Consider the following 20,780-nt stretch of genomic DNA (forward strand, 5'->3'; position numbering starts at 1 on the left):
GACAAGGGCTACTGCCACTACGGCTGGTGGACGGCGATCGCTGCGGCACGAGCCTCCTTCATTACCCGGCCCAAATCCAACATGGGGCTCAAGCTGGTGGGCGAGCGTGCCATCGCAACCATGCACGGCGATGGCTTCACCGTGCTTGAGGATGCCGAGGTGAGCTTTGCCAGCAAGGGCGATTCCAAGCTGCCGATCCGCTTACGCCGCATCATCGTGAAGCGAAACGAAGGCGACACCATCACGCTGCTGACCAACGACCTCGAACGCTCGGCCGTCGACATAGCAGCCCTCTACAARGGCCGCTGGCAGATCGAGCTTCTGTTCCGCTGGATCAAGCAGCATCTCAAGATCCGCAAGTTCCTCGGCAACAACGACAACGCCATCCGCCTGCARCTCTTCGCCGCCATGATCGCCTACGCGCTGTTGCGCATCGCAGCGCGAGCATATCGCGTYGCWMTGCCGATCCTGCGCTTTACCGACCTGGTGACACGATGCCTCTTCGAGCGGCGCCACATCGCCGCCATCGACAAACCGCCGCCCGTCAATCCAAGTCGAAGGCACTCCCGTTGCTCTCCCGATCAGATGAGCCTCGCCTATGTCTAACTTTCCCCGGACAGCCCTGCGAGCGTGGCGGATGGGAGCAATATAGATCTTTCATTGCGGATGAAGGCGATGCTGGAAATCCCTGAGGATCGCGGCGCCCGCCACCTGTTGTTCAAGGCCATAGACGAAGCCTTCAAGGCCGGAGATTTCGCGGCCCTGGGCGTCGCCCTTGGCGGCGCGGCGCGCTGGTTCGACGAGCGGATGCCGTTCGAGCTCGGCCTCGGCCATCCGCTGGAATATGCGATCTATTGGAGCCCGGCCCCGTTCATCACCGCGCTTCTCGATGCCGGCTCGAACCCGAACTATGAAGATCTGGCCGGCTTTCCTTCGATCATTGCCGCATTGTCGACGGAACGACCGGACCGGCTGGATGTCGTCCACATCCTGCTCGAGCATGGCGCCGATCCGGATATGCGCGGCGTGAACGACTGGACGCCGCTGCACTATGCGGTGTCACGGCGCGACGCCGAGGCGATCCGTCTGCTGCTGCTGGCGGGCGCGGACCCGTCGCTGAGAACCCGCATCGACGACTATGAAACGGCACTGGAAGGCGCCGAGCAGGCCGGCTTCGAAGCCGGCGTCTTTCTGCTGCGCGAAGCGCTGAACAATCGCCGTCTATGATGGATGGCTGTCCGCCGCCGTCACACAGCCTTGAGCTTGGCCTTGAAGCGTTTTGCGTTGGCCACGTAGTGCGCGGCCGAGACGCGCAGCCGCTCGATCGCCGCTTCGTCCAGTGTCCTGATCACCTTGGCCGGCGAGCCGACGATCAGCGAATTGTCCGGAAACACCTTGTTTTCCGTCACCAGCGCGCCGGCGCCGACAAGCGAATTGTTGCCGATCCTGGCGCCGTTCAGAACGATGGCGCCCATGCCGATCAGGCTGTTGTCGCCGACCGTGCAGCCGTGCAGCAGCGCCCTGTGGCCGATCGTGCAGCCTTTGCCGATGGTCAGCGGAAAGCCCGGATCGGTGTGCATGATCGTGTGTTCCTGCACATTGGTGTCGGCGCCGATCGTGATGGGCTCGCCGTCGCCGCGGATCACGACACCGAACCAGAAGCCGACATTGCGGCCGATCCGGATGTTGCCGATCAGCGTGGCGTCCGGCGCAATCCAGTTCGTATCGGCGTCCTCGAACTCGGGCGCTTTCCCATCGATAGCATAGACCGGCATTGTTCGTCTCCGAATCGTCTCAACCAGCAAATTCGAAGGACCCTAAGTTCTCGGTCGCCCAGGATGCAATGGCGATGAGCACGACGCCGAGCGCCAGCGCCCAGGCGATGGCCGTGCAACCGCAGGACAACAGCGCCATCGTGCCGATGCGGCCCTCGCGGCGGGCGGCCAAGGCCTCGTTGGTGAGCATGAACGGTCCGGCGCAGGCCGTTGCCGCAAGCGAACGCAGGATATGGACCGGCGAAACATAGGGTTCGGCAAAGGCCAGGCGCCGGCCGGACAACAGTTCCATGGCCGATCCGACCAGTCCGCAAGCCGTGACGCCAACCGCAAACGCGTAAAGAACAAGCACAACGGGATCCATGTTTACCAACCGTTTACCATGAAAACGCACAGTCGTGCCAATGCGCTGCAAGAGCCATGCCGCGCCGGTTGTGCCGCCGAAGGACAGGCGGGCGGATCGGGAAAGAGCGAATGAGACAGGCAAATGTCGCCGAGAGTCCGGACTTCGAGGTCGTCGATTCGACCTTGATGAAGCGGGTCTTCTATATTTTCGCGGCGCTGGCGCTGCTTTCGGTTGCGATCAGCGTCGGCGGCAAATGGCTTGGACGGTCGATCGCCATGGCCGGCTATACGGACGATACGACGGTGCGCCAGATCGTCATGGGCAACAATCTCATCAGCGTGCCGGCAAACTTCATCCGCTTCGACCAGGCCCGGCGCGACGGCATCGCCTCGCGGCTCGATCTCTATCTGCGCTATCCCGAGATGGACGGCTACAGCACGGCCGCGCGCGACGACTTCAACCACACGACGACCAGGAAGATCATCTTCCTGTCGTTCGAACCGCGGATGATGTCGCGCGACATGAGCGGCCGCTTCGCGCCGATCTACAGCGCCCTGATCGAAAAGCCGGGCACGCCCGGCCCAGGCGGCACGACGGTTTACGCCTTCACGGAAAAATCAGGCTATATCAACGAGGTGCTGGCCGTCGCCGAACGTCCCGGCAGGGATCCGTTCGTCGCCCGCTGCCTGAGCGGGCCGAGCGCGGAGGAATCGCTGGCGCCTTGCGAGCGCGACATCCAGGTCGGCGACGATCTCAGCCTCACCTACCGTTTTCCACGCGAGCTGCTGGCGAACTGGCCGGCGCTCGACGCGGCGATTGCGGCGAAGGTCGCGAGCATCCTGAAGACTGGGCACTGACGCTGGCGGCTAGTGGCTATCCAACTAGATCATTTCGGCGCGCAGCCGGCGCTTCGATCGTCAGTCTGGCTCAACGCTTCGGCCTCAAGATACCGACTGGCATCGGACTGACAAGGCGCGCTAATGGTCAGCCATGACACCAGCCTATCTCGCCTTCGACCCGACCAGTCGCCGCCTGCGGCTCGACCCGCATGAGCCGGCCTTCGTGCAGAACCCCTATGAGGCCTACGCCTTCCTGCATGGCGCCGCGAACGCCTTCTTTTGGGAAGACTACGGCTTCTGGTGCTTTGGCGGCTTCGACGATGTGAATCGGTTGCTGCGCGACCGCCGTTTCGGGCGGCAGAATCCGGCGGGGATTCCCGACAGCCGGGGCGTCGGCGACGACCGCTCGCATCTTACGGCCTTCGACGCGATCGAGGCCAATTCCATGCTGGAGCTCGAGCCGCCGGTGCATACGCGGCTCAGAACGCTGGTCAACCGCGCCTTTGTCTCGCGCCAGGTCGAGCGGCTCAGACCGCGCATCGAGGTGCTGGCCAACGAATTGATCGACCGCTTCGAGCCAGAAGGCGTCGACCTTCTGCCCGCTTATGCCTCGCCCTTGCCGATCACCATCATCGCGGAGATGCTCGGCGTGCCGGTCGAGATGGGGCCGCAATTGCTCGACTGGTCGCATCAGATGGTCGCCATGTACATGCATGGCCGCACGCGCGAGACCGAGGACGCGGCCAACCGCGCCGCGCGCGACTTTTCCGACTTCTTGCGCGGCTATATCGGCGAGCGCCGCAAGAAGCCGGGCGAAGATCTGCTGTCGCTCTTGATCGAGGCGCAGGACAACGGCCAGAAGCTGTCGGAAGACGAGCTGGTGTCCTCGGCCATCCTGCTCCTCAATGCCGGCCATGAAGCAACCGTGCACCAGACCGGCAATGCGGTGCGCTCGATCCTCGCGCAAGGCGGCGACCCGCGGCGGTTCTTCGAGACGCCGGAGAAAAACGTCGCGGCGGTCGAGGAATGCCTGCGCTACGATGCGCCGCTGCACATGTTCCTGCGCTATGCCTATGAGGAGATCGAAATTTCGCCGGGAATCCTAATCAAACCCGGGGAGATAGTGGCGCTGCTGCTCGGCATGGCCAACCACGATCCCTTGGCCTTTGCCGAACCTGATGCTTTCAACCCGGCCCGCACCGACCAGAAAAACGTCTCCTTCGGCGCCGGTATCCATTTCTGCATCGGCGCGCCACTGGCCAGGCTGGAGCTGCAAGTGTCGCTGAAGACGCTGTTCGACCAGCTGCCGGATCTACGCCTAGCGGAGGCGCCGCGTTTCCGCGACACTTACCATTTCCACGGGTTGGAACGGGTTGCGGTCGCGTTTTGAGCCGAGGCCCACGCGACTTCGTCATCCTTGGGTGTAGCGACGCAAAGCGGAGCGAAGACCCGAGGATCCATTCCGTGACCTTGGCCGAAGGATGCAGCGGAGCAGAATTCTGCACCGTGGCAGCGGCCTCAATGTCACGGAATGGATTCTATGGTCTGCGCGCGTCGCTTCGCTCCTTGCTCCGCCATACAATGACCACGCGATGGGCGTTCTGCCCAATCTCCAACGCAAGAAGAGCCCGCTACAAGAAGCGCAATCAAAGAGCGCAATCAAAGCTTGATTACATATTCCTTGCGCGTCGTCTCCAGCACCTCCCAGGTGCCGTTGAAGCCCGGCCTTAGCACGAAACTGTCGCCGGCCCGCACGGTGCGCGCCTCGCCGCCGTCCTCGGCGATCACCGACACGCCGGACAGGATGTGGCAGAACTCCCATTCGTCGTAAGAGATGCGCCATTTGCCCGGCGACGCTTCCCAGATGCCGGCATAGAGGCCGCCGTCGCGCTCCTCGACATTCCAGGTCCGGAATTTCGGATCGCCCGACAGCACGCGATCCGGGGCCGGCGCGCCGGCCTCCGGTTCGACGCTGTCGATATTGACCGCGAGGAAGGCCGGCATATCAGACCTTGCCGAGCGCCTGTTCGAGATCGGCGACGATATCGTTGACGTCCTCGATGCCGATCGACAGCCGCACCGTATCCGGCCCGGCGCCGGCCTTGACCTTCTGCTCGTCGGACAGCTGTCGGTGCGTGGTCGAGGCCGGATGGATGACCAGCGATTTGGTGTCGCCGACATTGGCGAGATGGGAGAACAGTTCCAGCCCCTCGACGAACTTGACGCCGGCCTCATAGCCGCCCTTGAGGCCGAAGGTGAAGACCGCTCCCGCGCCCTGCGGCGAATATTTCTTCTGCAGTGCATTGTTCTTGTCGCCCGGCAGGCCGGGATAATTCACCCAGGCGACCTTGGGATGGTTGGAGAGCCAGCCCGCGACGCTCGCCGCGTTGTCGCAATGACGCTGCATGCGCAGCGGCAAGGTCTCCAGCCCGGTCAGTATCAGGAAAGCATTGAAGGGTGAGATGGCCGGGCCGATGTCGCGCAGACCGAGCACGCGCGCGGCAATGGCGAAGGCGAAGTTGCCGAAGGTCTCGTGCAGGACGAGGCCGCCATATTCAGGCCGCGGCTCCGACAGCATCGGGTATTTGCCCGACTTCGACCAGTCGAAGGTACCGCCATCGATGATGGCGCCGCCGATCGAATTGCCGTGGCCGCCGATGAATTTGGTCAGCGAATGGACGACGATGTCGGCGCCGTGCTCGATCGGCCGCACCAGATAGGGCGAGGCCAGCGTGTTGTCGACGATCAGCGGCAGGCCGTGCTTGCGGGCGATGTCGCCGATCTTCTCGATGTCGACGAAGATGCCGCCCGGATTGGCGAGGCTTTCGATGAAGATGGCCTTGGTCCTGTCATCGATCAGGCTTTCGAAGGTCGCCGGGTCATTCGCCTCAGCCCAACGCACTTCCCAGCCGAAGTTCTTGAAAGCATGTCCGAACTGGTTGATCGAGCCGCCATAAAGCTTGTTGGCGGCGATGAAATTGTCGCCGGGCTGCATCAGATTGTGGAAGACCAGCACCTGAGCGGCATGGCCGGAGGCGACGGCAAGCGCGGCGGTGCCGCCTTCCAGCGCGGCAAGGCGCTCCTCGAGCACCGCCTGCGTCGGATTCATGATGCGGGTGTAGATGTTGCCGAATGCCTTCAGCCCGAACAGCGAGGCGGCATGGTCGGCATCATCGAAGACAAAGGAGGTGGTCTGGTAGATCGGCGTGGCGCGGGCGCCGGTTGCCGGATCCGGCTTTGCGCCGGCATGAACGGCTAAAGTGTTGAAACCGGGCGTACGGGTCATCGAAACCTACCTCTCCTGATCTTTCGAAATCGCCGGGCATTCTTGGCGAAGCCCGAGTTGGAATGCAAAGAAGAAAATACCTTTCGGGGCGCGATCTGCGACGAACGCCCGGAAAAATACATTTCTTCCCGGAATAATTTTGCGCGAAGCGCGGCCAGCCTATTTCTGCCGTACACCGAAGCTCTGGAAGCCCTGCCTCATCAAAGGCTTCTTCGACGACAGCACGCCGGAGTTGACGCCAGTCCAGCCGATCTCGCCCGACAGCTTGCCGTATTCGATTTTCGGGCAGCGGTTCATCACCACCTTGATGCCGGCCGCCTCGGCGCTGGCAGCGGCCTCGTCATGGCGCACGCCAAGCTGCATCCAGACGACCTTGGGCAGCGGATCGAGCTTCAGCACCTGGTCGATGATGCCGGGCACCGCCGCGGACCCGCGAAAAATGTCGACCATGTCGACCGGGTGCGGCAGATCGGCGAGGCTTGCATAGACCGTCTGTCCGAGGATCTGCTTGCCGGCATGACCTGGATTGATCGGCAGCACCGAAAAGCCTTTGGCCAAAAGGTATTTCAGCACGAAATAGCTCGGCCGCACGTCGTTGGGCGAAGCACCGACCATGGCGATCGTCCTCACCGAGTTCAAAATGCCGGCGATATAGGCGTTGTCGTAGCTATCGTGATTCATGCTGCGATGGTCTTCCTGCGGTAATGGTAGCGATAGAGCTCGCGGTTGAAGCCGAGCGAAGCGTAGAGCGCGCGTGCGGGCGCGTTGTCGGCAACCACCTGCAGGCAGCCGGCCTTCGCGCCCGCTCGCCTGGCCCAGCCGATCAGACCGCCGACCGTCCTGCGGCCGAGCCCTTGCTGCCGGAATCCGGCGTCGGTTTCAACCGCCTCGACGACAAGCAGCCCGTTGCGGATGACGCCGAAGGCAAAGGCCGCGATTTGGCCATCACGCTCGCACGACACGAATGCCCTGTCGCCCACGATCAAGCTCGTCATATGGCGAAAGATGCGGCGCTCCGCATCGTCGTAGCCGCCGGTACGGAAGCGCGCCTCGAACCAGCGCTCGCTTGGCGCTGCCGAGACCGTGATGTCGCCATCGCTGTTTCCTTCAAGCGCGTCGATCTCGGCATGGAGGTGTATCGTACCGCCTTCCCGGCTGTAATCCCGACGGTCGAGTTCGAGTTCCAGTTCTGGCGCGATGTCGGGAACGCGAAACAGCGGGGCCTGGCCATGACCGGCGTAGAACGCCTCGGCGGCGTCGATCACTCGCTCAGGCGCGCCGCGCCGGCCACGCAAGGGGTTGGCGGAATTCGGCCGCCTTATCCGCCCACCTGTGCGGCGAAGCATCCATCCCAGAGCCACGGTCTCAAGCGCGGCAGGCCACGCCTCGCGACAGGCTTCTTCCACTTCCCAACTGAGATCTTCCCGGTTCACGCGCCCACCGCTACTCATCGTCGTCCCGCAGCGCCTCCTCCATAAACATCTGTGGGTCGCTGCAGAAGTCGCGCATCATGCGAAAATGATCGGTGTCCTGAAAATCGATCGGGTCGAGGCCGAAGCGGCTGATGCGGAAGAGCCCCGCATTCGGGCAAGCCATCAGCAGCGGCGAATGCGTCGCCATGATGACCTGTGCGATGCCGGATTGCTCCATGCGCTGAAGTAGTTTGAGCAGTTCTATCTGACGCGTCGGCGACAGCGCGCTTTCGGGCTCGTCGAGAATGTAGATGCCTTGGCGGCGGCAGCGCTCCTCGAAGAAGCGGATGAAGCCCTCGCCATGCGACCACGACAGGAAATCGGGCGGCGGCGGCTTGAACGGATCTTCGAGCGCAACCTTATCGAGGTAGCGCGCGACCGAGTAGAACGATTCAGCGCGGAAGAACCAGCCTGCGGTGACTTTCGGCAGCCAATGGCCGCGCAGCGTGTCTGCAAGCGCCGCCCCGCTTTTGTCGATGGCGATGGAATGATCTACCGGACGATAACCCTTGCCGCCGCCCGCCTCGTCATAACCTGCCAATGCTCCGATCGCTTCCAGCAGCGTCGATTTACCGGTGCCGTTCTCGCCGACGATGATGGTGATGGCCGAGGCGAATTCGAACTCGAATTCGCGGTCGCGGAAGATCGGCAGGCTCCAGGGATATTGGTCCCAGTCGGCAACGCGCGACGGCTCAAGCAGGATGCGCTTGAGATAGGGCGCCTTGAGCCGTGTCAGTTGCTTGCGGGCAGCCACGTCGAACCTTCAGCGATAGAAATGCGCGGCATCCGGAAAAATTATTCGTCGGTCCATTCCGGCTTGCGCTTGCCGATGAAGGCGCCGATGCCCTCCTCGGCGTCGCGCGCCAGCATGTTCTCGACCATCACGCGGCCGGTATAGGCATAGGCGTCGGCCAGCCCCATTTCGGCCTGGGCGTAGAAGGCTTCCTTGCCGGTCTTGACCACCAAAGATGATTTCGAAGCAATAGTTTGCGCGTATTTGCTGACGACCTGATTGAGATATTCGCGCGGCACGATACGATTGACTAGACCGAATTCCTTGGCGGTCGCGGCGTCGATCGTCTCGCCGGTGAGCAGCATCTCCATCGCCTGCTTGCGCGAGACGTTGCGCGACAGTGCCACCATTGGCGTCGAGCAGAACAGACCGATGTTCACGCCCGGGGTGCAGAAGCTGGCCTCATGCGAAGCGATGGCGAGGTCGCAGCTGGCGACCAGTTGGAGACCGGCGGCAGTCGCCAGGCCGTCGACTTCGGCGATCACCGGCTTCGGGTGGCGCACGATGGTCTGCATGAGCATCGCGCAGGCCGCGAAGGTCTTTTCGAAGAATGCCTTGCCGCGGTCCGCTTCGGCGCGGTGCGCTGTCATTTCCTTGAGGTCGTGACCGGCGCAGAACACTTTTCCCGACGCCGCCAGGATGATCACGCGCACGGATTTATCGGTCTTCACGCGATCGAACTCGGCCTGCATCGCCGCCATCGTCGCCAGCGACAGCGCATTGGCCGGCGGACTGGCGAGTGTGAGGCGCAGGATGCCCTTGTCCTGGCTGACAAGAACGGGGCCGTCGGCGACGGCGGGCTTGATGGCGACGACTTCTGCCATGTCCAACCTTTCGGGTCAGCGCGCGCGGCGCATGGAGCAACAGAACTAGCACGCTGCCGGTTGAAGAACAGCCGCGAGACGTGTTTTCTCCGTCGCACCGTTTGGTCCAGGCATACCGCCCGGAGCCTGCCATTCATATAGGACGTTGCCCATGCCCGCCCAAAGCGATCTGAAGCCAATGCTCAACGCGGCCGAAGTCAATGCGCTGATGGCGAGCGTCTATCCGCAGCTCAACGACAACTTCACCTCCTACGAGGCGATTGAGGTGTTTCCCGGAGGCTGCACGGTGCGCCTCAACGCTGATGAGAGGCATCTGCGTCCCGGCGGAACGGTATCCGGCCCGTCGCTGTTCACGCTGGCCGACATCGGTGGTTATGTCTGCGTGCTCAGCCATGCCGGACCGGACGCGCTTTCGGTGACGGTCAACCTCGACATCAACTTCATGCGCAAGGCCGAGGCCGGTCCGATCGACGGCCATTGCCGCATCCTGAAGCTCGGCAAGAGCCTGATGGTGTTCGACATCGACATCGTCGCAGGTCCCGATGGGCACACTGTGGCGCATGCCACGGGGACCTACTCGATCCCGAAGAAGCCTTGAAGTCGCAACGCAATGTGTATATATGTGCGCATAGGTGACATTTGATCAAGCGTGACAGTCGCCGCATCATAAAGCGGTTGAAGGACGATGGCTTCGAATTGGTCTCGGTTCGAGGCTCGCATCACAAATTCCGAAAAGGCGCTATCGTGCTTATCGTTCCTCACCCGGAGAAGGACCTGCCAGTCGGCACCGCTCGCGCGATCGCCAAGCAGGCTGGCTGGATTCGCTAGACCAGAATTCGTGCGCAATCAGGAGGGTGCAATGAAGAGCTATTTCGCGCTGGTCGAGAAGGATGCCGACAGCGCGTTTGGTATTCGCTTTCCCGACATTCCGGGCTGTTTTTCGGCGGCCGACGTGCCGGAGGATATCGTGCCGAATGCCGTCGAGGCTCTGCAGCTTTGGGCCGAGGATATGTCCGTCCCTGAACCATCCAGCCATGAGGCGATTGTATCGCTTCCCGAAATCCGTGCCGCGCTGTCGGAAGGAGCATATCTGGTCTCGGTGCCGCTGATCGACAATGATAGTGCCGTGGTCAGGGCGAACGTAACGTTCGAACGCGGTGTCCTGCGCGCGATCGATGCCGCCGCGCGCGAGCGCGGTATTACCAGATCGGCGTTTCTCTCAAGCGCAGCCCGCAAGGAAATCGAAGCCAAGCACTAATCCCGAAGCGGATCCAGCGCTGGTCAAGCTTGCGGTAAAATAATACCACTTCACCAACGTACTGTTTTTGCTATATTTATTCATCGGAACGCATTTTCGATTGCCTTGACGCGTCAGGCACCCTCGCCTATAAGCCGACCCGAAGCAGCGGCCCGCAATGGCCGCCGTTTTGTTATTGGCGGGTGGCTCCGGCTTCCCGTCAATCCAAGCAACAAGAAACGCCTTCTCTTGTCCCTCCTGGATAGGAAAGGTCAACCTGAGAGCAAAACCATGGCTACCTTTTCGCAGAAGCCTGCGGATGTGGTGAAGAAGTGGGTGCTGATCGACGCCGAGGGTCTCGTCGTCGGTCGTCTGGCCACCGTCATCGCCAACCATCTGCGCGGCAAGCACAAGCCCACCTTCACCCCGCATGTCGATGATGGCGACAACGTCATCGTCATCAATGCCGACAAGGTGGTGTTCACCGGCAAGAAGTACACCGACAAGGTCTATTACTGGCACACCGGCCATCCCGGCGGCATCAAGGAGCGCACCGCGCGCCAGCTGCTCGAGGGCCGCTTCCCCGAGCGCGTCGTCGAGAAGGCCGTCGAGCGCATGATCCCGCGCGGCCCGCTTGGCCGCCGCCAGATGAAGAACCTCCGCGTCTACGCCGGCGCCGAGCATCCGCACACCGCCCAGCAGCCCGTCACGCTCGACGTGGCCAAGCTGAACTCCAAGAACAAGAGGGCTTCGTAATGGCTGAGCTTTCCTCGCTCGCAGAACTCGGCACCGTCGCCGCGCAGCCGGCCGCGCCCGTGCATGTCCAGAAGCTCGACAAGTCGGGCCGCGCCTATGCCACCGGCAAGCGCAAGAACGCCATCGCGCGCGTCTGGGTGAAGCCGGGTTCCGGCAAGATCACTGTCAACGACAAGGAATTCGCGAGCTATTTCGCGCGTCCGGTGCTGCAGATGATCCTCAACCAGCCGATCGTCGCGGCCAACCGCGCCGGCCAGTACGACATCGTCGCCACCGTCATCGGCGGCGGCCTCTCGGGTCAGGCGGGTGCCGTGCGTCACGGCATCTCCAAGGCGCTGACCTACTATGAGCCGGGCCTGCGCTCGGTGCTCAAGAAGGGCGGCTTCCTGGCCCGCGACAGCCGCGTGGTCGAGCGCAAGAAGTACGGCAAGGCGAAGGCCCGCCGCTCTTTCCAGTTCTCCAAGCGCTAAGAAGCGCTTGGGGCCAAGTTCTCCAAGCGCTAATAGGCGCTTGGAGCCAAGTTCTCGAAGCGCTAAGCATTGCGGGTTCCAAGCTTTCGAAAGGCCGCCTCCGGGCGGCCTTTTTGTTTCCCTTACCAGTGCCCAGCCGGCGATTTGATGTAGTCGATGAAGGCGCGCAGCGGCGCCGGCACCAAGCGGCGCCCGGGATAGTAGAGAAACGGCCCCGAGAAGCTTTGCCACCACGGCTCCAGCACAGGTTCCAGCACGCCGCTCTCGAAATGCGGGCGCACCCAGTCTTCGAACAGCCAGAGAATGCCCACGCCGGCGATCGCCGCATCGACGGCAAGATCGACGCCTCCACCGATGCTGACGACCAATGGTCCCGTGGTATCGACCCGCACCACCTCGCCATCCCGCTCGAACTCCCAGGGCGTCATGACCCCGCTCGGGAAGCGGCCGCGTATGCAGGCATGGCCAAGCAGGTCGCGCGGGTGCTGCGGTCGGCCATGCCGTTCCAGGTAGGCCGGCGCAGCGGAGGTGGTGAAGCGCTGCGTGCGCGGCCCGATCGGCACGGCGATCATGTCCTGCTCCAGCCGCTCGTCATAACGGATGCCGGCATCGCAGCCGGCCACCAGCAGATCGATAAAGTTCTCCTCGGCAATCACCTCCAGGCGAATGGCAGGATAGGCCGCCAGAAATCCCGGAACGATTCTTGGCAGCACCAACCGCGACGCGCTTATCGGCACGTTGAGCCGCAAGGTTCCGGCTGGCCGGTCGCGAAAGCCGTTCACCACATCGAGCGCCGCCTCTACCTCGCCCAGCGCAGGGCCGAGCCGCGCCAGCAGGCCGGCGCCAGCCTCGGTCAAAGCGACGCTGCGCGTGGTGCGGTTGAAGAGCCTGACACCGAGCTGGGTTTCCAGTCTGCGGATGGCTTCACTGAGCGCCGACGCGCTGCCCGCCGTGGCGCGGGCGCCCTCGCGAAAGCCGCCGGCGCGCGCCACGGCCATGAACGCCTTGAGATCGTTGAGATCTGTCGCCATTGTTCTTAATTTCGCACAAGTCGTGCTGCTTATACCTGGTTATCGGGACAGCGGCCATGACCTATCTCCGTCGTCGACAGCGAAGGAGAACCACGATGTCCAGCGTAAACAAATCCGGCACCTACAAACTCGGCGACCGCTCGATCCGCCGTCTCGGCTACGGCGCCATGCAGCTAGCCGGCAAAGGCGTGTTCGGGCCGCCGAAAGACCATGACGCGGCGATTGCCGTGCTGCGCGAGGCGATAGCGCAAGGCGTGAACCATATCGACACCAGCGACTATTATGGTCCGTACGTCACCAACAAGCTGATCCGCGAGGCGCTATCGCCCTACCCTGACGACCTTACCATCGTCACCAAGATCGGCGCCCGTCGTGGCGAAGACGCCTCCTGGCTGCCGGCCTTCGCAGCCGATGAGCTCGAACAGGCCGTGCACGACAATCTTCGCAACCTTGGCCTCGAGGTGATGGATGTCGTCAATCTGCGCATCATGTTCGGGGTGCATGGCCCGGCGGAGGGCTCCATCGAGGCGCAGGTCACCAAGCTCGCCGAGCTTCAGCGCAAGGGCCTGGTGCGCCATATCGGCTTGAGCAACGTCACCCGCGCGCAGATCGCGGAAGGCCGCAAGATCTGCGAGATCGTCTGCGTGCAGAACCAGTACAATCTGGCGCACCGGGACGACGACGCGCTGATCGATGAACTGGCGCGCGACAGCATCGCCTATGTGCCGTTCTTCCCGCTCGGCGGCTTCAGCCCGTTGCAATCCTCGACTCTCTCGGAGGTCGCGGAACGGCTTGGCGCGACGCCGATGCAGGTGGCGCTGGCGTGGCTGCTGCAGCGGTCACCGAACATCCTGCTTATTCCGGGCACCTCGTCGGTCGCGCATCTGCGGGAGAATCTCGCTGCGGCCGAGCTGGAGCTGTCGTCGGATGTGCTGCGGGAGCTGGAGGGCGTGGCGAAGGCCGCGTAGGTCGGCGCAGCACCCCGCCCGCGCCTGCGGCGCGACCTCCCCATCGAGGGGAGGTAGGGCGCCGCGCTTAATGCTCGACCGCCGATTTAGCATTCAGGATGCCGCAGGCATGCAACGACGCAGGTTGGCACGACGCTCTACCTCCCCTCGATGGGGAGGTCGGCGCGAAGCGCCGGGCGGGGTGAAGCGCCGACGTCAGCTAGTTAATACTCGCCGTATGCGCCGGCTCAGCCTGCTTGATGTCCGTCGTGTACGGCACCCTATAACCATTCGCCGCCAGCCATTCGATCGCGGCCTTCGGCTCATCCGTCTGGATGATCGTCGCGCCGCGGTCGACCCAGAAACCCCAGGCTTCGCGCGGCAGGCTGGCGGCGACGGCAAGCTCGTCGCCGCGGCCGCCGGCGAGGAAGCCGCCGGGCTTGTGGATGATGGCGTAGGTGTCGGCCCAGAGGTGCCAGTCGCCGCGGGCCGCTTCCGCCCGCATGTGATTGCTGAACAGGGGGCCGCCGGTCGACGTCAGCGTCTCGGCGCCGTTGCGCCAGTTGATCAATTCGATGGCGCGCGGCGCGAACGCCTTATCGACCTCGCCGGCGAAAACGGCGTCATGCACGGCGTCGTCGGCGAGGATCGGCATGAACTGAAAGCCACTGCCGGCCTTGGCAAGCGCAGCGCCCGCTGCATCGATGCGCTGCCGGTTCCAGAGGTTCTCCTTGACGATCACCTGATCGGCCATGCCAAGGGCGCGCGCCTCTGCGATCATGCCCGGCAGGTCCGTGACCTCCAGCTTGTTGTCGAGATTGATCAGGATCCTGTCCCTTGTCTTCAGCAGCATCTCGTGCAGCGTCGACACCGTCTCGTTGGTGACGGCACCAGTGCCCTCGATTACCAGCCGGCACTTCTTCAGCTCGGCCAGCGTGTATTTCACAACCTCGCCCTTGCAGGTGGTCGTTCGGTCGAGCCAGCTGTCGTGCATGATGACGAATACGCCATCTTTCGCGCGCCGGACGTCGACCTCGACGATCTCGGCGCCGATCGCGATCGATCCTTCGACGGCGGCCAGCGAATTCTCGGCGTAGAGCGTTTTGCCCGCCTGCATGCTGCCGGCCCGATGCGCGGCGATCATCACATGATCGCGCCATTGGTTGGCGTGCTCGAAGCGGTCGAGGATTTGGGCGGCGCGTGTCTCGCCGGCTAAGCTTTGGCTAGAGACGGCGGCAAAAGCGGCGGACAGAAGAAGGCTCAGCCAGAGTGTTCGCATCGGGGAATCGCTCCGTTCCGGGTCGGAACCCCGGTTAGGCGATGCCCATGACAGGGCAGTGAACGAAGCCGGCTAGTTGTTTCGCATCAAGGTCCGTCAAATCCTCTTCGCTAGGCGGCGGAACCAGGCCAACGCCGGCATTTCGACGAAGCGCCAGGTGAACCACGACGCGACGATGACGGCGACCAGCATGGCGACCAGAGCCGCGAAGCCGATCCAGGGAGAGCCGGCGCCGAAGCCAATCGCGTGATCGCCGCGCAGCATCAGGTCGCCGACGATGCCGAGTCCGAGCTTGCGTTCGATCAGGCCGCCGACATTGATCATGCGGGCCTGGACGAAAATGTGGACGATGTAGATCGAATAGGAGAGCGAGCCGAGCAGCAGCATCGGCCGGCTGCGAAGCAGGGCGCTGACCAAGCCGCCCTCATGCGCAAACAGGTAAAGCGCAAGGGCGAAGACGACCGGCGCCGCGATGCCGATGTCGTTGGTGCCGGCGATGGAGACGAACAGCGCGATCCCCGCGATCATCGCAAGCTCCGCCAGCGTCCAGGCGAGGCGCCCTGCCCCGTCGCTCAATGCCTGTCGCGCCTCTGCAATGGAATCATGCTGAAACCAGGCAAGCAAAGCGCCGAGCGAGAAGCCGTAAAGGCAGCGGATGAAACCGAAATCGAAGGACACGTCCATATGACGGGTCGAGACCGCGAGCAGGAAAAGCGGCGCCGTCACCGTGGCAGCGACCAACCATATCCAAGCGCGCTGGCCGGCGGTGAAGACAACTGCGGCAAACAGCAGATAGGTGAAGAACTCGGCCGAAATGCTCCAGCTCGGCGCGTTCCAACTTAGATGATCCTCGACGCCCATGCCCTGCAAGAGGAACAGGTTGGCGACGAGGCTTTTCAGGTCGAAACCGGCGGTGAAGGGTGCCGGACCCGCTCCGTGCAGCGCCGGCAGGACGAGCCGCAGCGCCTCGAAGCCGGCGAAAGCGGCAAGCATCAGGACATGCAGCGGGTAGATGCGGCCGAAGCGCACCAACGCGAAGCGCGCAAGGTCATCCTGCTCGTTCAGGCGGCTGCCATAGGCGCTGGCGATGACAAAGCCGGAGAGCACGAAGAAGAAATCGACAAACAAATAGGAGCCGCCGACAAAGGCGCTTTGCGAAATCACCGACGTGGTCGGGAAGTGGAACAGCGCCACCAGCAGCGCGCAGATGCCGCGCCAGGAATCCAGCACCAGGAAGCGCTCGCCGGCCATCGTGCCGACACGGGTCGCCGCGGGTGCGGGCGCAAGGTTGAGCAGAGCCGTCTCAGCCATAATGATACAGATCCTGTGTTGCCGTGGCACTCGCCGAGCGCCGCTTCCTTTCCGCAAGCTGTGACTGGCATGTTGCGTGCCGGTTCTGTAGTGGTGGCTGCCCCGATGAAAACCGAGGACCCGTAATGGCGAATCAAGAGATCGACCACGCCTTCACCGCCCGCTCCAAGACGGGCGCGTCGCTCGAGCCGACCTATGCCGGCGCGCTGTCGTTCATGCGGCGCAAATACACGAAGGACGTGAAGGGCGCGGACGCCGTCGTGTGGGGTATTCCCTTCGACGCCGCCGTCACCAACCGGCCGGGCGCACGCTTCGGGCCGCAGGCGATCCGTCGCGCGTCGGCGATCCTCGATAACGACCCGCAATATCCGTTCTCGCGCGATCTCTTCGAGCACCTCTCGGTGGTGGACTACGGCGATTGCCTGCTCGACAGCGGCAATCACCAGAAGACGCCCGGCACCATCGAACGCGAGGCAGCCAAGATCCTGAAATCAGGCGCTTTCCTTTTGACGCTCGGCGGCGACCATTTCGTCACCTGGCCGCTGCTCAAGGCGCATGCCGCGATCCACGGACCTTTGGCGCTGGTGCAGTTCGACGCGCATCAGGACACCTGGCCGGATGATGGCAAGCGCATCGACCACGGCTCCTTCGTCGCGCGTGCGGTGAAGGAAGGGATCATCGATCCCGACCGCTCGATCCAGATCGGCATCCGCACCCACGCGCCCGACACGTTCGGCATCAAGATCCTCTACGGCCACGAGGTCGAGGAAATGCGCGCCTCCGACATCGCTTATGCGATCGTGGAGCGCACCGGCGGGAAGAAGACCTACCTCACCTTCGACATCGATTGCCTCGACCCTGCCTTCGCGCCCGGCACGGGCACGCCGGTCGCCGGAGGGCCGTCCTCCGCAAAGATGCTGTCGACGCTGCGCCAGCTCGGCCAGATCGACATCGTCGGCGCCGACATCGTCGAGGTTGCGCCGGCCTACGATCATGCCGATATAACGGCGATCGCCGGATCGATCATCGCCATGCATTATCTTGGCCTGCTGGCGGAACGAAAGGCACGGGCGGAAGAGTTGAACAACGGCAATCATGCCGCGATAAATCATGCTCACGGCATATGACATTGGAATCGCAGGGAATTTGGTAAGCGATGAAACCGAAAATCTTCATTGACGGCGAACACGGCACGACGGGCCTGCAGATCAGGGCGCTGCTGGCCGACCGTGGCGACCTGGAGATCATCTCGATTCCGACCGAGCGCCGCAAGGAGACTGCCGCTCGCGCCGAATTCCTCAACGCGGCCGATGTCGCGATCCTTTGCCTGCCGGATGCGGCGGCCAAGGAAAGCGTGTCGCTGATCACRAACGATACGACCAAGGTGATCGACGCCTCGACCGCGCATCGCGTCGCCGATGGCTGGGAATATGGCTTCGCCGAAATGGACAAGGACCAGGCGAAGAAGATCGGCAGCGCGAAACGCATCGCCAATCCGGGCTGCTGGCCGCAAGGACCGATCGCGACGCTGCGGCCGCTAGTTGCGGCCGGCCTGTTGCCGGCCGATTTCCCGGTCACCGTCAACGGCATCTCCGGCTATTCCGGCGGCGGCCGGCCGATGATCGAGGATTATGTCGGCAAGGGCGAGGACGCGCCCGAGTTCCTGCCCTACGGGCTGACGCTGCAGCACAAGCATGTGCCGGAGCTGCGCACCTATGCGAAGCTGTCGCACGATCCGATCATGCAGCCGGCGGTGGGAAATTTCGCGCAGGGCATGATCACCGTGGTGCCGCTGCAGCTCGGCGGTCTCGACCGCGTGCCGACCGGCGCCGAGCTTCACGCAGCGATCGCCGACCATTACGCATCGATCGACGGCGGCGTGGTCGAGGTCGCGCCATACACGCATATGGAGCGCATCCCGGAGATCGATCCGGAAGTCTATAACGGCACCAACCGGATGAAGGTCTATGTGTTCGCCAATGACGAGCGGGCGCAGGCGCTGCTGATGGCCGTCTACGACAATCTCGGCAAGGGCGCGTCTGGCGCCGCAGTGCAGAATCTCGACCTGATGCTCGGCATCAAGCACTGAGTGGTCATGCAGGCATTCCCTGAGCGCTGGAAGGTCAGCGCTCCCGAACTCATTGCAGAGACCTTTTCCAGCCGGATCTGGAAGGTAACGCGAGAGGATGGTTCGCCGGCGATCGTCAAGGACCTGAAACCCTTCGACGACGTCGCGGACGAGTTGCGCGGCGAGCATTATCTCGCCTGGCGGCGGGGCGAAGGCGCGGTGCGGCTGCTCAGCCGCGACGGTCATCGCATGCTGATCGAGTATGCCGGCGACAGGCTGCTGTGCGAGCATCTTGCGGAGCACGGCGACGATGCCGCGACCGCGATTGCAGCCGGCGTGATGGCGAAGCTGCTGTCGTCGTCCGAGCACACGCCTCCACCMAACCTGCAGCCGCTGCGGGAACGATATGCGAGCTTGTTCCGGGTGGCCAAGGCCGAYCGGACCGCCGGACGAACCAGCCTCTATGTCCACGCCGCGGACCTCGCCGAGCGGCTGCTAGCCGATCAGCACGAGATCAAGCCGCTGCACGGCGACCTGCATCACGACAACATCCTCTTCGGCCCGCGCGGCTGGCTGGCGATCGACCCCAAGGGGGTGCTCGGCGACCCCGGCTTCGATGCGGCGAACATGTTCTACAATCCGCTCGACCGCGACGATCTCTGCCTCGATCCACGCCGGATCGAGCATATGGCCGACATATTCGGAGAGACGCTCGGGCAGTCGCCGCGCGCCATCCTCGACCATGCGATCGCCTATGGCTGCCTGTCGGCCGCATGGCATCGCGAGGACAAGAACGCGGTCGACGAGAACCGCGAATTGGCCGTCGTTGAGGCCATTCGAAAGGTTCGGCTACAATTCTGATCGCCGGTCGTCAGCTTCTGACGCTTATCTCGGTCGGCAGCGGATAAGCGCCCTTGGTGCCGCGCCAGTGCGCGGCGGCAAAGCCGAGTAGCACCAGCGCGATCGCCTGATGCGTCAGCGCCATGTGCAGCGGCACCTGCATCAAGAGCGTGCCGATGCCGATCGAGGCCTGGACGACCACCAGCGCGAACAGAAGCGTGGCGCGGCGGGCATGGGTGGTGCCGGGCTGGCGCCGCCACGTCGCGATCATATGCCAGAGCGCCACGACAAAAACCGTATAGGCGCCGATGCGATGCACGAACTGCACAGTCTTCGGGTTCTCGAAGAAGTTCAGCCAGGCGGGCTTCAAGAGAAGCAGATCGGACGGGATCACGCTTCCATCCATCAGCGGCCATGTGTTGTAGGAAAGGCCGGCATGCAGCCCGGCGACCAGCCCGCCGAGATAGATCTGGATCAGCGTCAGGAGCACGATGAAGCCGGCGAGCCGCTGTGTCGACCGGTCGGCAGCCGGTTCCGAATGCGGCGCGAGACCTCGCGCGACCACCATGGTGGCGGTGAAGATCAGCGCGGCAAGCGTCAGATGCGTGGCCAGCCTGTATTGGCTGACCGAGACGCGGTCGACCAGGCCCGAGGCCACCATCCACCAGCCGATGGCGCCTTGCAGTCCGCCGAGCAGCAGGATGCCGACGAGCTTCAGCCCGAGGCCTCGTTCGATGCGGCGCGTCGCCCAGAAGAACAGCAGCGGCAGGGCAAAGACCACGCCAACACTGCGCGCCAGGATGCGGTGCGCCCACTCCCACCAGAAGATCGACTTGAAGTCCTCGACGCTCATGCCTTTGTTGATCTCGGCATATTGCGGAATCTGTTGGTAGCGCTGGAACTCCTCCTGCCATTCGGCGTCGTTGAGCGGCGGGATGACGCCGTGAATCGGCTGCCATTCCGTGATCGACAGCCCCGAGCCGGTGAGACGCGTGGAGCCGCCGACCAGCACCAGCGCAACCAGCACCAGCAGCACGACGTAGAGCCAGCCGCGCACCAAAGCGCGGTTGTGGAGGTCGCGGTCGCGTGCGGCATAGGGGGCTGTGGCGGTGATGGCAGCCATTTCGGTCGTCCGGCGGTTGAAACGCGCGATTGGTGGACCAAGGCCGCCCAACTGGCAAGACTGGACAGCGCGGCACGCCGTCGCGCCGGACCGCGACGGTTGCGCGCGCCCATCATTCGGCCTAATCGGGGCCGATCAACGAGATCGCGACATGCCCATTCGCCTGAAAAAGCTGATCGGAACCATATTGCTGGTGGCGCTGGTCGTCATCTATGCGCTGATCGCCTCAGCTGTCGCGGTCACCAGGCTCGCCGAATACGGGCCCACCGCGCATCTCCTGTTCTTCCTGCTCAGCGGCTTTCTCTGGGTCCTGCCGGCCATGGCCATCATCAAATGGCTGATCATCGAGCGGCCGAAGGGTTGAGCCTCGCCGGCGCCGGCGC

Annotated in this window: 26 protein-coding genes; 14 read left to right on the forward strand and 12 right to left on the reverse strand. The window is 63.4% G+C overall.

Going from position 1 to position 20,780, the window contains the following annotated elements:
- Both LCM4577_RS31815 and LCM4577_RS31820 read left to right on the forward strand, forming a co-directional pair.
- Positions 1 to 606: IS4 family transposase (locus LCM4577_RS31815; protein WP_116390236.1), on the forward strand; the 606-nt coding region annotated here is incomplete at its 5' end.
- A 69-nt stretch (positions 607 to 675) separates the two neighbouring features.
- Positions 676 to 1,227, forward strand: coding sequence for an ankyrin repeat domain-containing protein (locus tag LCM4577_RS31820; RefSeq protein ID WP_071036176.1), 552 nt, complete (start codon positions 676 to 678; stop codon positions 1,225 to 1,227).
- A gap of 20 nt (positions 1,228 to 1,247) precedes the next feature.
- Here the strand turns inward: LCM4577_RS31820 and LCM4577_RS31825 are convergent, their stop codons facing one another.
- Both LCM4577_RS31825 and LCM4577_RS31830 read right to left on the reverse strand, forming a co-directional pair.
- A complete protein-coding gene (locus LCM4577_RS31825) occupies positions 1,248 to 1,775 on the reverse strand; it encodes a gamma carbonic anhydrase family protein (protein ID WP_040983146.1) in 528 nt (175 codons plus the stop codon).
- A 19-nt stretch (positions 1,776 to 1,794) separates the two neighbouring features.
- A complete protein-coding gene (locus LCM4577_RS31830) occupies positions 1,795 to 2,139 on the reverse strand; it encodes a DUF6949 family protein (protein ID WP_071074710.1) in 345 nt (114 codons plus the stop codon).
- A 110-nt stretch (positions 2,140 to 2,249) separates the two neighbouring features.
- On the opposite strand from LCM4577_RS31830, the gene LCM4577_RS31835 reads away from it, so the two are divergent.
- Positions 2,250 to 2,978, forward strand: coding sequence for a hypothetical protein (locus LCM4577_RS31835; protein WP_071074711.1), 729 nt, complete (start codon positions 2,250 to 2,252; stop codon positions 2,976 to 2,978).
- Between the two features lie 133 nt (positions 2,979 to 3,111).
- Positions 3,112 to 4,350: a cytochrome P450 gene (locus LCM4577_RS31840; RefSeq protein ID WP_071074712.1), complete on the forward strand. Its 1,239-nt coding sequence runs from the start codon at positions 3,112 to 3,114 to the stop codon at positions 4,348 to 4,350.
- Between the two features lie 269 nt (positions 4,351 to 4,619).
- Here LCM4577_RS31840 and LCM4577_RS31845 read toward each other — a convergent pair whose 3' ends face one another.
- The 6 genes from LCM4577_RS31845 to LCM4577_RS31870 all read right to left on the reverse strand — a co-directional run bounded on the left by LCM4577_RS31845 (position 4,620) and on the right by LCM4577_RS31870 (position 9,335).
- Positions 4,620 to 4,964, reverse strand: a complete 345-nt coding sequence (locus LCM4577_RS31845; protein ID WP_071074713.1) for a cupin domain-containing protein — start codon at positions 4,962 to 4,964, stop codon at positions 4,620 to 4,622.
- A 1-nt stretch (position 4,965) separates the two neighbouring features.
- Positions 4,966 to 6,246, reverse strand: a complete 1,281-nt coding sequence (locus LCM4577_RS31850; RefSeq protein ID WP_040983156.1) for an O-acetylhomoserine aminocarboxypropyltransferase — start codon at positions 6,244 to 6,246, stop codon at positions 4,966 to 4,968.
- A 159-nt stretch (positions 6,247 to 6,405) separates the two neighbouring features.
- Entirely contained in the window at positions 6,406 to 6,927 is a 522-nt protein-coding gene (locus LCM4577_RS31855; protein WP_041008551.1) for a CoA-binding protein, read from the reverse strand.
- Positions 6,924 to 7,511, reverse strand: a complete 588-nt coding sequence (locus tag LCM4577_RS31860; RefSeq protein WP_244508487.1) for a GNAT family N-acetyltransferase — start codon at positions 7,509 to 7,511, stop codon at positions 6,924 to 6,926. Before LCM4577_RS31860 ends, LCM4577_RS31855 begins: the two co-directional genes overlap by 4 nt.
- Before the next feature lie 178 nt (positions 7,512 to 7,689).
- Positions 7,690 to 8,472: an AAA family ATPase gene (locus LCM4577_RS31865; RefSeq protein ID WP_071074715.1), complete on the reverse strand. Its 783-nt coding sequence runs from the start codon at positions 8,470 to 8,472 to the stop codon at positions 7,690 to 7,692.
- A gap of 41 nt (positions 8,473 to 8,513) precedes the next feature.
- On the reverse strand, positions 8,514 to 9,335 hold the full coding sequence (locus LCM4577_RS31870) for an enoyl-CoA hydratase (RefSeq protein ID WP_071074716.1): 822 nt from the start codon (positions 9,333 to 9,335) through the stop codon (positions 8,514 to 8,516).
- Positions 9,336 to 9,486: 151 nt separating this feature from the next.
- Here LCM4577_RS31870 and LCM4577_RS31875 point away from each other — a divergent pair, with 151 nt between their 5' ends.
- The 5 genes from LCM4577_RS31875 (at position 9,487) to rpsI (ending at position 11,798) form a co-directional block, all read left to right on the forward strand.
- Positions 9,487 to 9,933, forward strand: a complete 447-nt coding sequence (locus tag LCM4577_RS31875; protein ID WP_071074717.1) for a PaaI family thioesterase — start codon at positions 9,487 to 9,489, stop codon at positions 9,931 to 9,933.
- A gap of 44 nt (positions 9,934 to 9,977) precedes the next feature.
- On the forward strand, positions 9,978 to 10,163 hold the full coding sequence (locus LCM4577_RS31880) for a type II toxin-antitoxin system HicA family toxin (RefSeq protein ID WP_071074843.1): 186 nt from the start codon (positions 9,978 to 9,980) through the stop codon (positions 10,161 to 10,163).
- Between the two features lie 31 nt (positions 10,164 to 10,194).
- The gene (locus LCM4577_RS31885) at positions 10,195 to 10,593 is read left to right on the forward strand and encodes a type II toxin-antitoxin system HicB family antitoxin (protein WP_071074718.1); all 399 of its coding nucleotides are present in this window, start codon (positions 10,195 to 10,197) and stop codon (positions 10,591 to 10,593) included.
- 270 nt (positions 10,594 to 10,863) lie between these two features.
- Positions 10,864 to 11,328, forward strand: coding sequence for a 50S ribosomal protein L13 (gene rplM / locus LCM4577_RS31890; protein WP_040983169.1), 465 nt, complete (start codon positions 10,864 to 10,866; stop codon positions 11,326 to 11,328).
- A complete protein-coding gene (gene rpsI, locus LCM4577_RS31895) occupies positions 11,328 to 11,798 on the forward strand; it encodes a 30S ribosomal protein S9 (protein ID WP_071036164.1) in 471 nt (156 codons plus the stop codon). Before rplM ends, rpsI begins: the two co-directional genes overlap by 1 nt.
- A gap of 122 nt (positions 11,799 to 11,920) precedes the next feature.
- Here the strand turns inward: rpsI and LCM4577_RS31900 are convergent, their stop codons facing one another.
- Positions 11,921 to 12,829 carry a LysR family transcriptional regulator gene (locus LCM4577_RS31900; protein ID WP_071036165.1) on the reverse strand — a complete coding sequence of 303 codons (909 nt, stop codon included), beginning with the start codon at positions 12,827 to 12,829 and terminating at the stop codon, positions 11,921 to 11,923.
- A gap of 95 nt (positions 12,830 to 12,924) precedes the next feature.
- Here LCM4577_RS31900 and LCM4577_RS31905 point away from each other — a divergent pair, with 95 nt between their 5' ends.
- Positions 12,925 to 13,797: an aldo/keto reductase family oxidoreductase gene (locus tag LCM4577_RS31905; RefSeq protein WP_071074719.1), complete on the forward strand. Its 873-nt coding sequence runs from the start codon at positions 12,925 to 12,927 to the stop codon at positions 13,795 to 13,797.
- A 199-nt stretch (positions 13,798 to 13,996) separates the two neighbouring features.
- On the opposite strand, the gene LCM4577_RS31910 is transcribed toward LCM4577_RS31905, so the two are convergent.
- Together LCM4577_RS31910 and LCM4577_RS31915 are read right to left on the reverse strand one after the other, a co-directional pair.
- Positions 13,997 to 15,055, reverse strand: a complete 1,059-nt coding sequence (locus LCM4577_RS31910) for a glycerophosphodiester phosphodiesterase family protein (RefSeq protein ID WP_071074720.1) — start codon at positions 15,053 to 15,055, stop codon at positions 13,997 to 13,999.
- 96 nt (positions 15,056 to 15,151) lie between these two features.
- A complete protein-coding gene (locus tag LCM4577_RS31915; protein ID WP_071074721.1) occupies positions 15,152 to 16,366 on the reverse strand; it encodes an acyltransferase in 1,215 nt (404 codons plus the stop codon).
- Between the two features lie 125 nt (positions 16,367 to 16,491).
- Between LCM4577_RS31915 and speB the strand changes: the two genes are divergently transcribed.
- Genes speB through LCM4577_RS31930 form a run of 3 tightly spaced genes read left to right on the forward strand, consistent with a single transcriptional unit; the run spans position 16,492 to position 19,295 of the window.
- A complete protein-coding gene (gene speB, locus LCM4577_RS31920) occupies positions 16,492 to 17,493 on the forward strand; it encodes an agmatinase (protein WP_071074722.1) in 1,002 nt (333 codons plus the stop codon).
- A 29-nt stretch (positions 17,494 to 17,522) separates the two neighbouring features.
- Complete coding sequence (gene argC, locus LCM4577_RS31925; RefSeq protein WP_071074723.1) at positions 17,523 to 18,455, forward strand: N-acetyl-gamma-glutamyl-phosphate reductase; 933 nt, start codon at positions 17,523 to 17,525, stop codon at positions 18,453 to 18,455.
- A gap of 6 nt (positions 18,456 to 18,461) precedes the next feature.
- Positions 18,462 to 19,295: an aminoglycoside phosphotransferase family protein gene (locus tag LCM4577_RS31930; protein ID WP_071074844.1), complete on the forward strand. Its 834-nt coding sequence runs from the start codon at positions 18,462 to 18,464 to the stop codon at positions 19,293 to 19,295.
- A gap of 10 nt (positions 19,296 to 19,305) precedes the next feature.
- Here LCM4577_RS31930 and LCM4577_RS31935 read toward each other — a convergent pair whose 3' ends face one another.
- Positions 19,306 to 20,397 carry a COX15/CtaA family protein gene (locus tag LCM4577_RS31935; RefSeq protein WP_071074724.1) on the reverse strand — a complete coding sequence of 364 codons (1,092 nt, stop codon included), beginning with the start codon at positions 20,395 to 20,397 and terminating at the stop codon, positions 19,306 to 19,308.
- A 151-nt stretch (positions 20,398 to 20,548) separates the two neighbouring features.
- Here LCM4577_RS31935 and LCM4577_RS31940 point away from each other — a divergent pair, with 151 nt between their 5' ends.
- Positions 20,549 to 20,761, forward strand: a complete 213-nt coding sequence (locus LCM4577_RS31940; protein WP_041008525.1) for a DUF2842 domain-containing protein — start codon at positions 20,549 to 20,551, stop codon at positions 20,759 to 20,761.
- The last annotated feature ends 19 nt before the right edge of the window (positions 20,762 to 20,780 follow it).

The organism is Mesorhizobium sp. LCM 4577 (genome assembly GCF_001854795.2).
Taxonomy (GTDB): Bacteria; Pseudomonadota; Alphaproteobacteria; order Rhizobiales; family Rhizobiaceae; genus Mesorhizobium; species Mesorhizobium plurifarium.

Coding starts and splice junctions, on each gene's coding strand:
- LCM4577_RS31820 (WP_071036176.1), top strand. CDS start 676: ATGCTGGAAATCCCTGAGGATCGCGGCGCCCGCCACCTGTTGTTCAAG.
- LCM4577_RS31825 (WP_040983146.1), bottom strand. CDS start 1,775: ATGCCGGTCTATGCTATCGATGGGAAAGCGCCCGAGTTCGAGGACGCC.
- LCM4577_RS31830 (WP_071074710.1), bottom strand. CDS start 2,139: ATGGATCCCGTTGTGCTTGTTCTTTACGCGTTTGCGGTTGGCGTCACG.
- LCM4577_RS31835 (WP_071074711.1), top strand. CDS start 2,250: ATGAGACAGGCAAATGTCGCCGAGAGTCCGGACTTCGAGGTCGTCGAT.
- LCM4577_RS31840 (WP_071074712.1), top strand. CDS start 3,112: ATGACACCAGCCTATCTCGCCTTCGACCCGACCAGTCGCCGCCTGCGG.
- LCM4577_RS31845 (WP_071074713.1), bottom strand. CDS start 4,964: ATGCCGGCCTTCCTCGCGGTCAATATCGACAGCGTCGAACCGGAGGCC.
- LCM4577_RS31850 (WP_040983156.1), bottom strand. CDS start 6,246: ATGACCCGTACGCCCGGTTTCAACACTTTAGCCGTTCATGCCGGCGCA.
- LCM4577_RS31855 (WP_041008551.1), bottom strand. CDS start 6,927: ATGAATCACGATAGCTACGACAACGCCTATATCGCCGGCATTTTGAAC.
- LCM4577_RS31870 (WP_071074716.1), bottom strand. CDS start 9,335: ATGGCAGAAGTCGTCGCCATCAAGCCCGCCGTCGCCGACGGCCCCGTT.
- LCM4577_RS31875 (WP_071074717.1), top strand. CDS start 9,487: ATGCCCGCCCAAAGCGATCTGAAGCCAATGCTCAACGCGGCCGAAGTC.
- LCM4577_RS31885 (WP_071074718.1), top strand. CDS start 10,195: ATGAAGAGCTATTTCGCGCTGGTCGAGAAGGATGCCGACAGCGCGTTT.
- rplM (WP_040983169.1), top strand. CDS start 10,864: ATGGCTACCTTTTCGCAGAAGCCTGCGGATGTGGTGAAGAAGTGGGTG.
- rpsI (WP_071036164.1), top strand. CDS start 11,328: ATGGCTGAGCTTTCCTCGCTCGCAGAACTCGGCACCGTCGCCGCGCAG.
- LCM4577_RS31900 (WP_071036165.1), bottom strand. CDS start 12,829: ATGGCGACAGATCTCAACGATCTCAAGGCGTTCATGGCCGTGGCGCGC.
- LCM4577_RS31905 (WP_071074719.1), top strand. CDS start 12,925: ATGTCCAGCGTAAACAAATCCGGCACCTACAAACTCGGCGACCGCTCG.
- LCM4577_RS31910 (WP_071074720.1), bottom strand. CDS start 15,055: ATGCGAACACTCTGGCTGAGCCTTCTTCTGTCCGCCGCTTTTGCCGCC.
- LCM4577_RS31915 (WP_071074721.1), bottom strand. CDS start 16,366: ATGGCTGAGACGGCTCTGCTCAACCTTGCGCCCGCACCCGCGGCGACC.
- speB (WP_071074722.1), top strand. CDS start 16,492: ATGGCGAATCAAGAGATCGACCACGCCTTCACCGCCCGCTCCAAGACG.
- LCM4577_RS31935 (WP_071074724.1), bottom strand. CDS start 20,397: ATGGCTGCCATCACCGCCACAGCCCCCTATGCCGCACGCGACCGCGAC.
- LCM4577_RS31940 (WP_041008525.1), top strand. CDS start 20,549: ATGCCCATTCGCCTGAAAAAGCTGATCGGAACCATATTGCTGGTGGCG.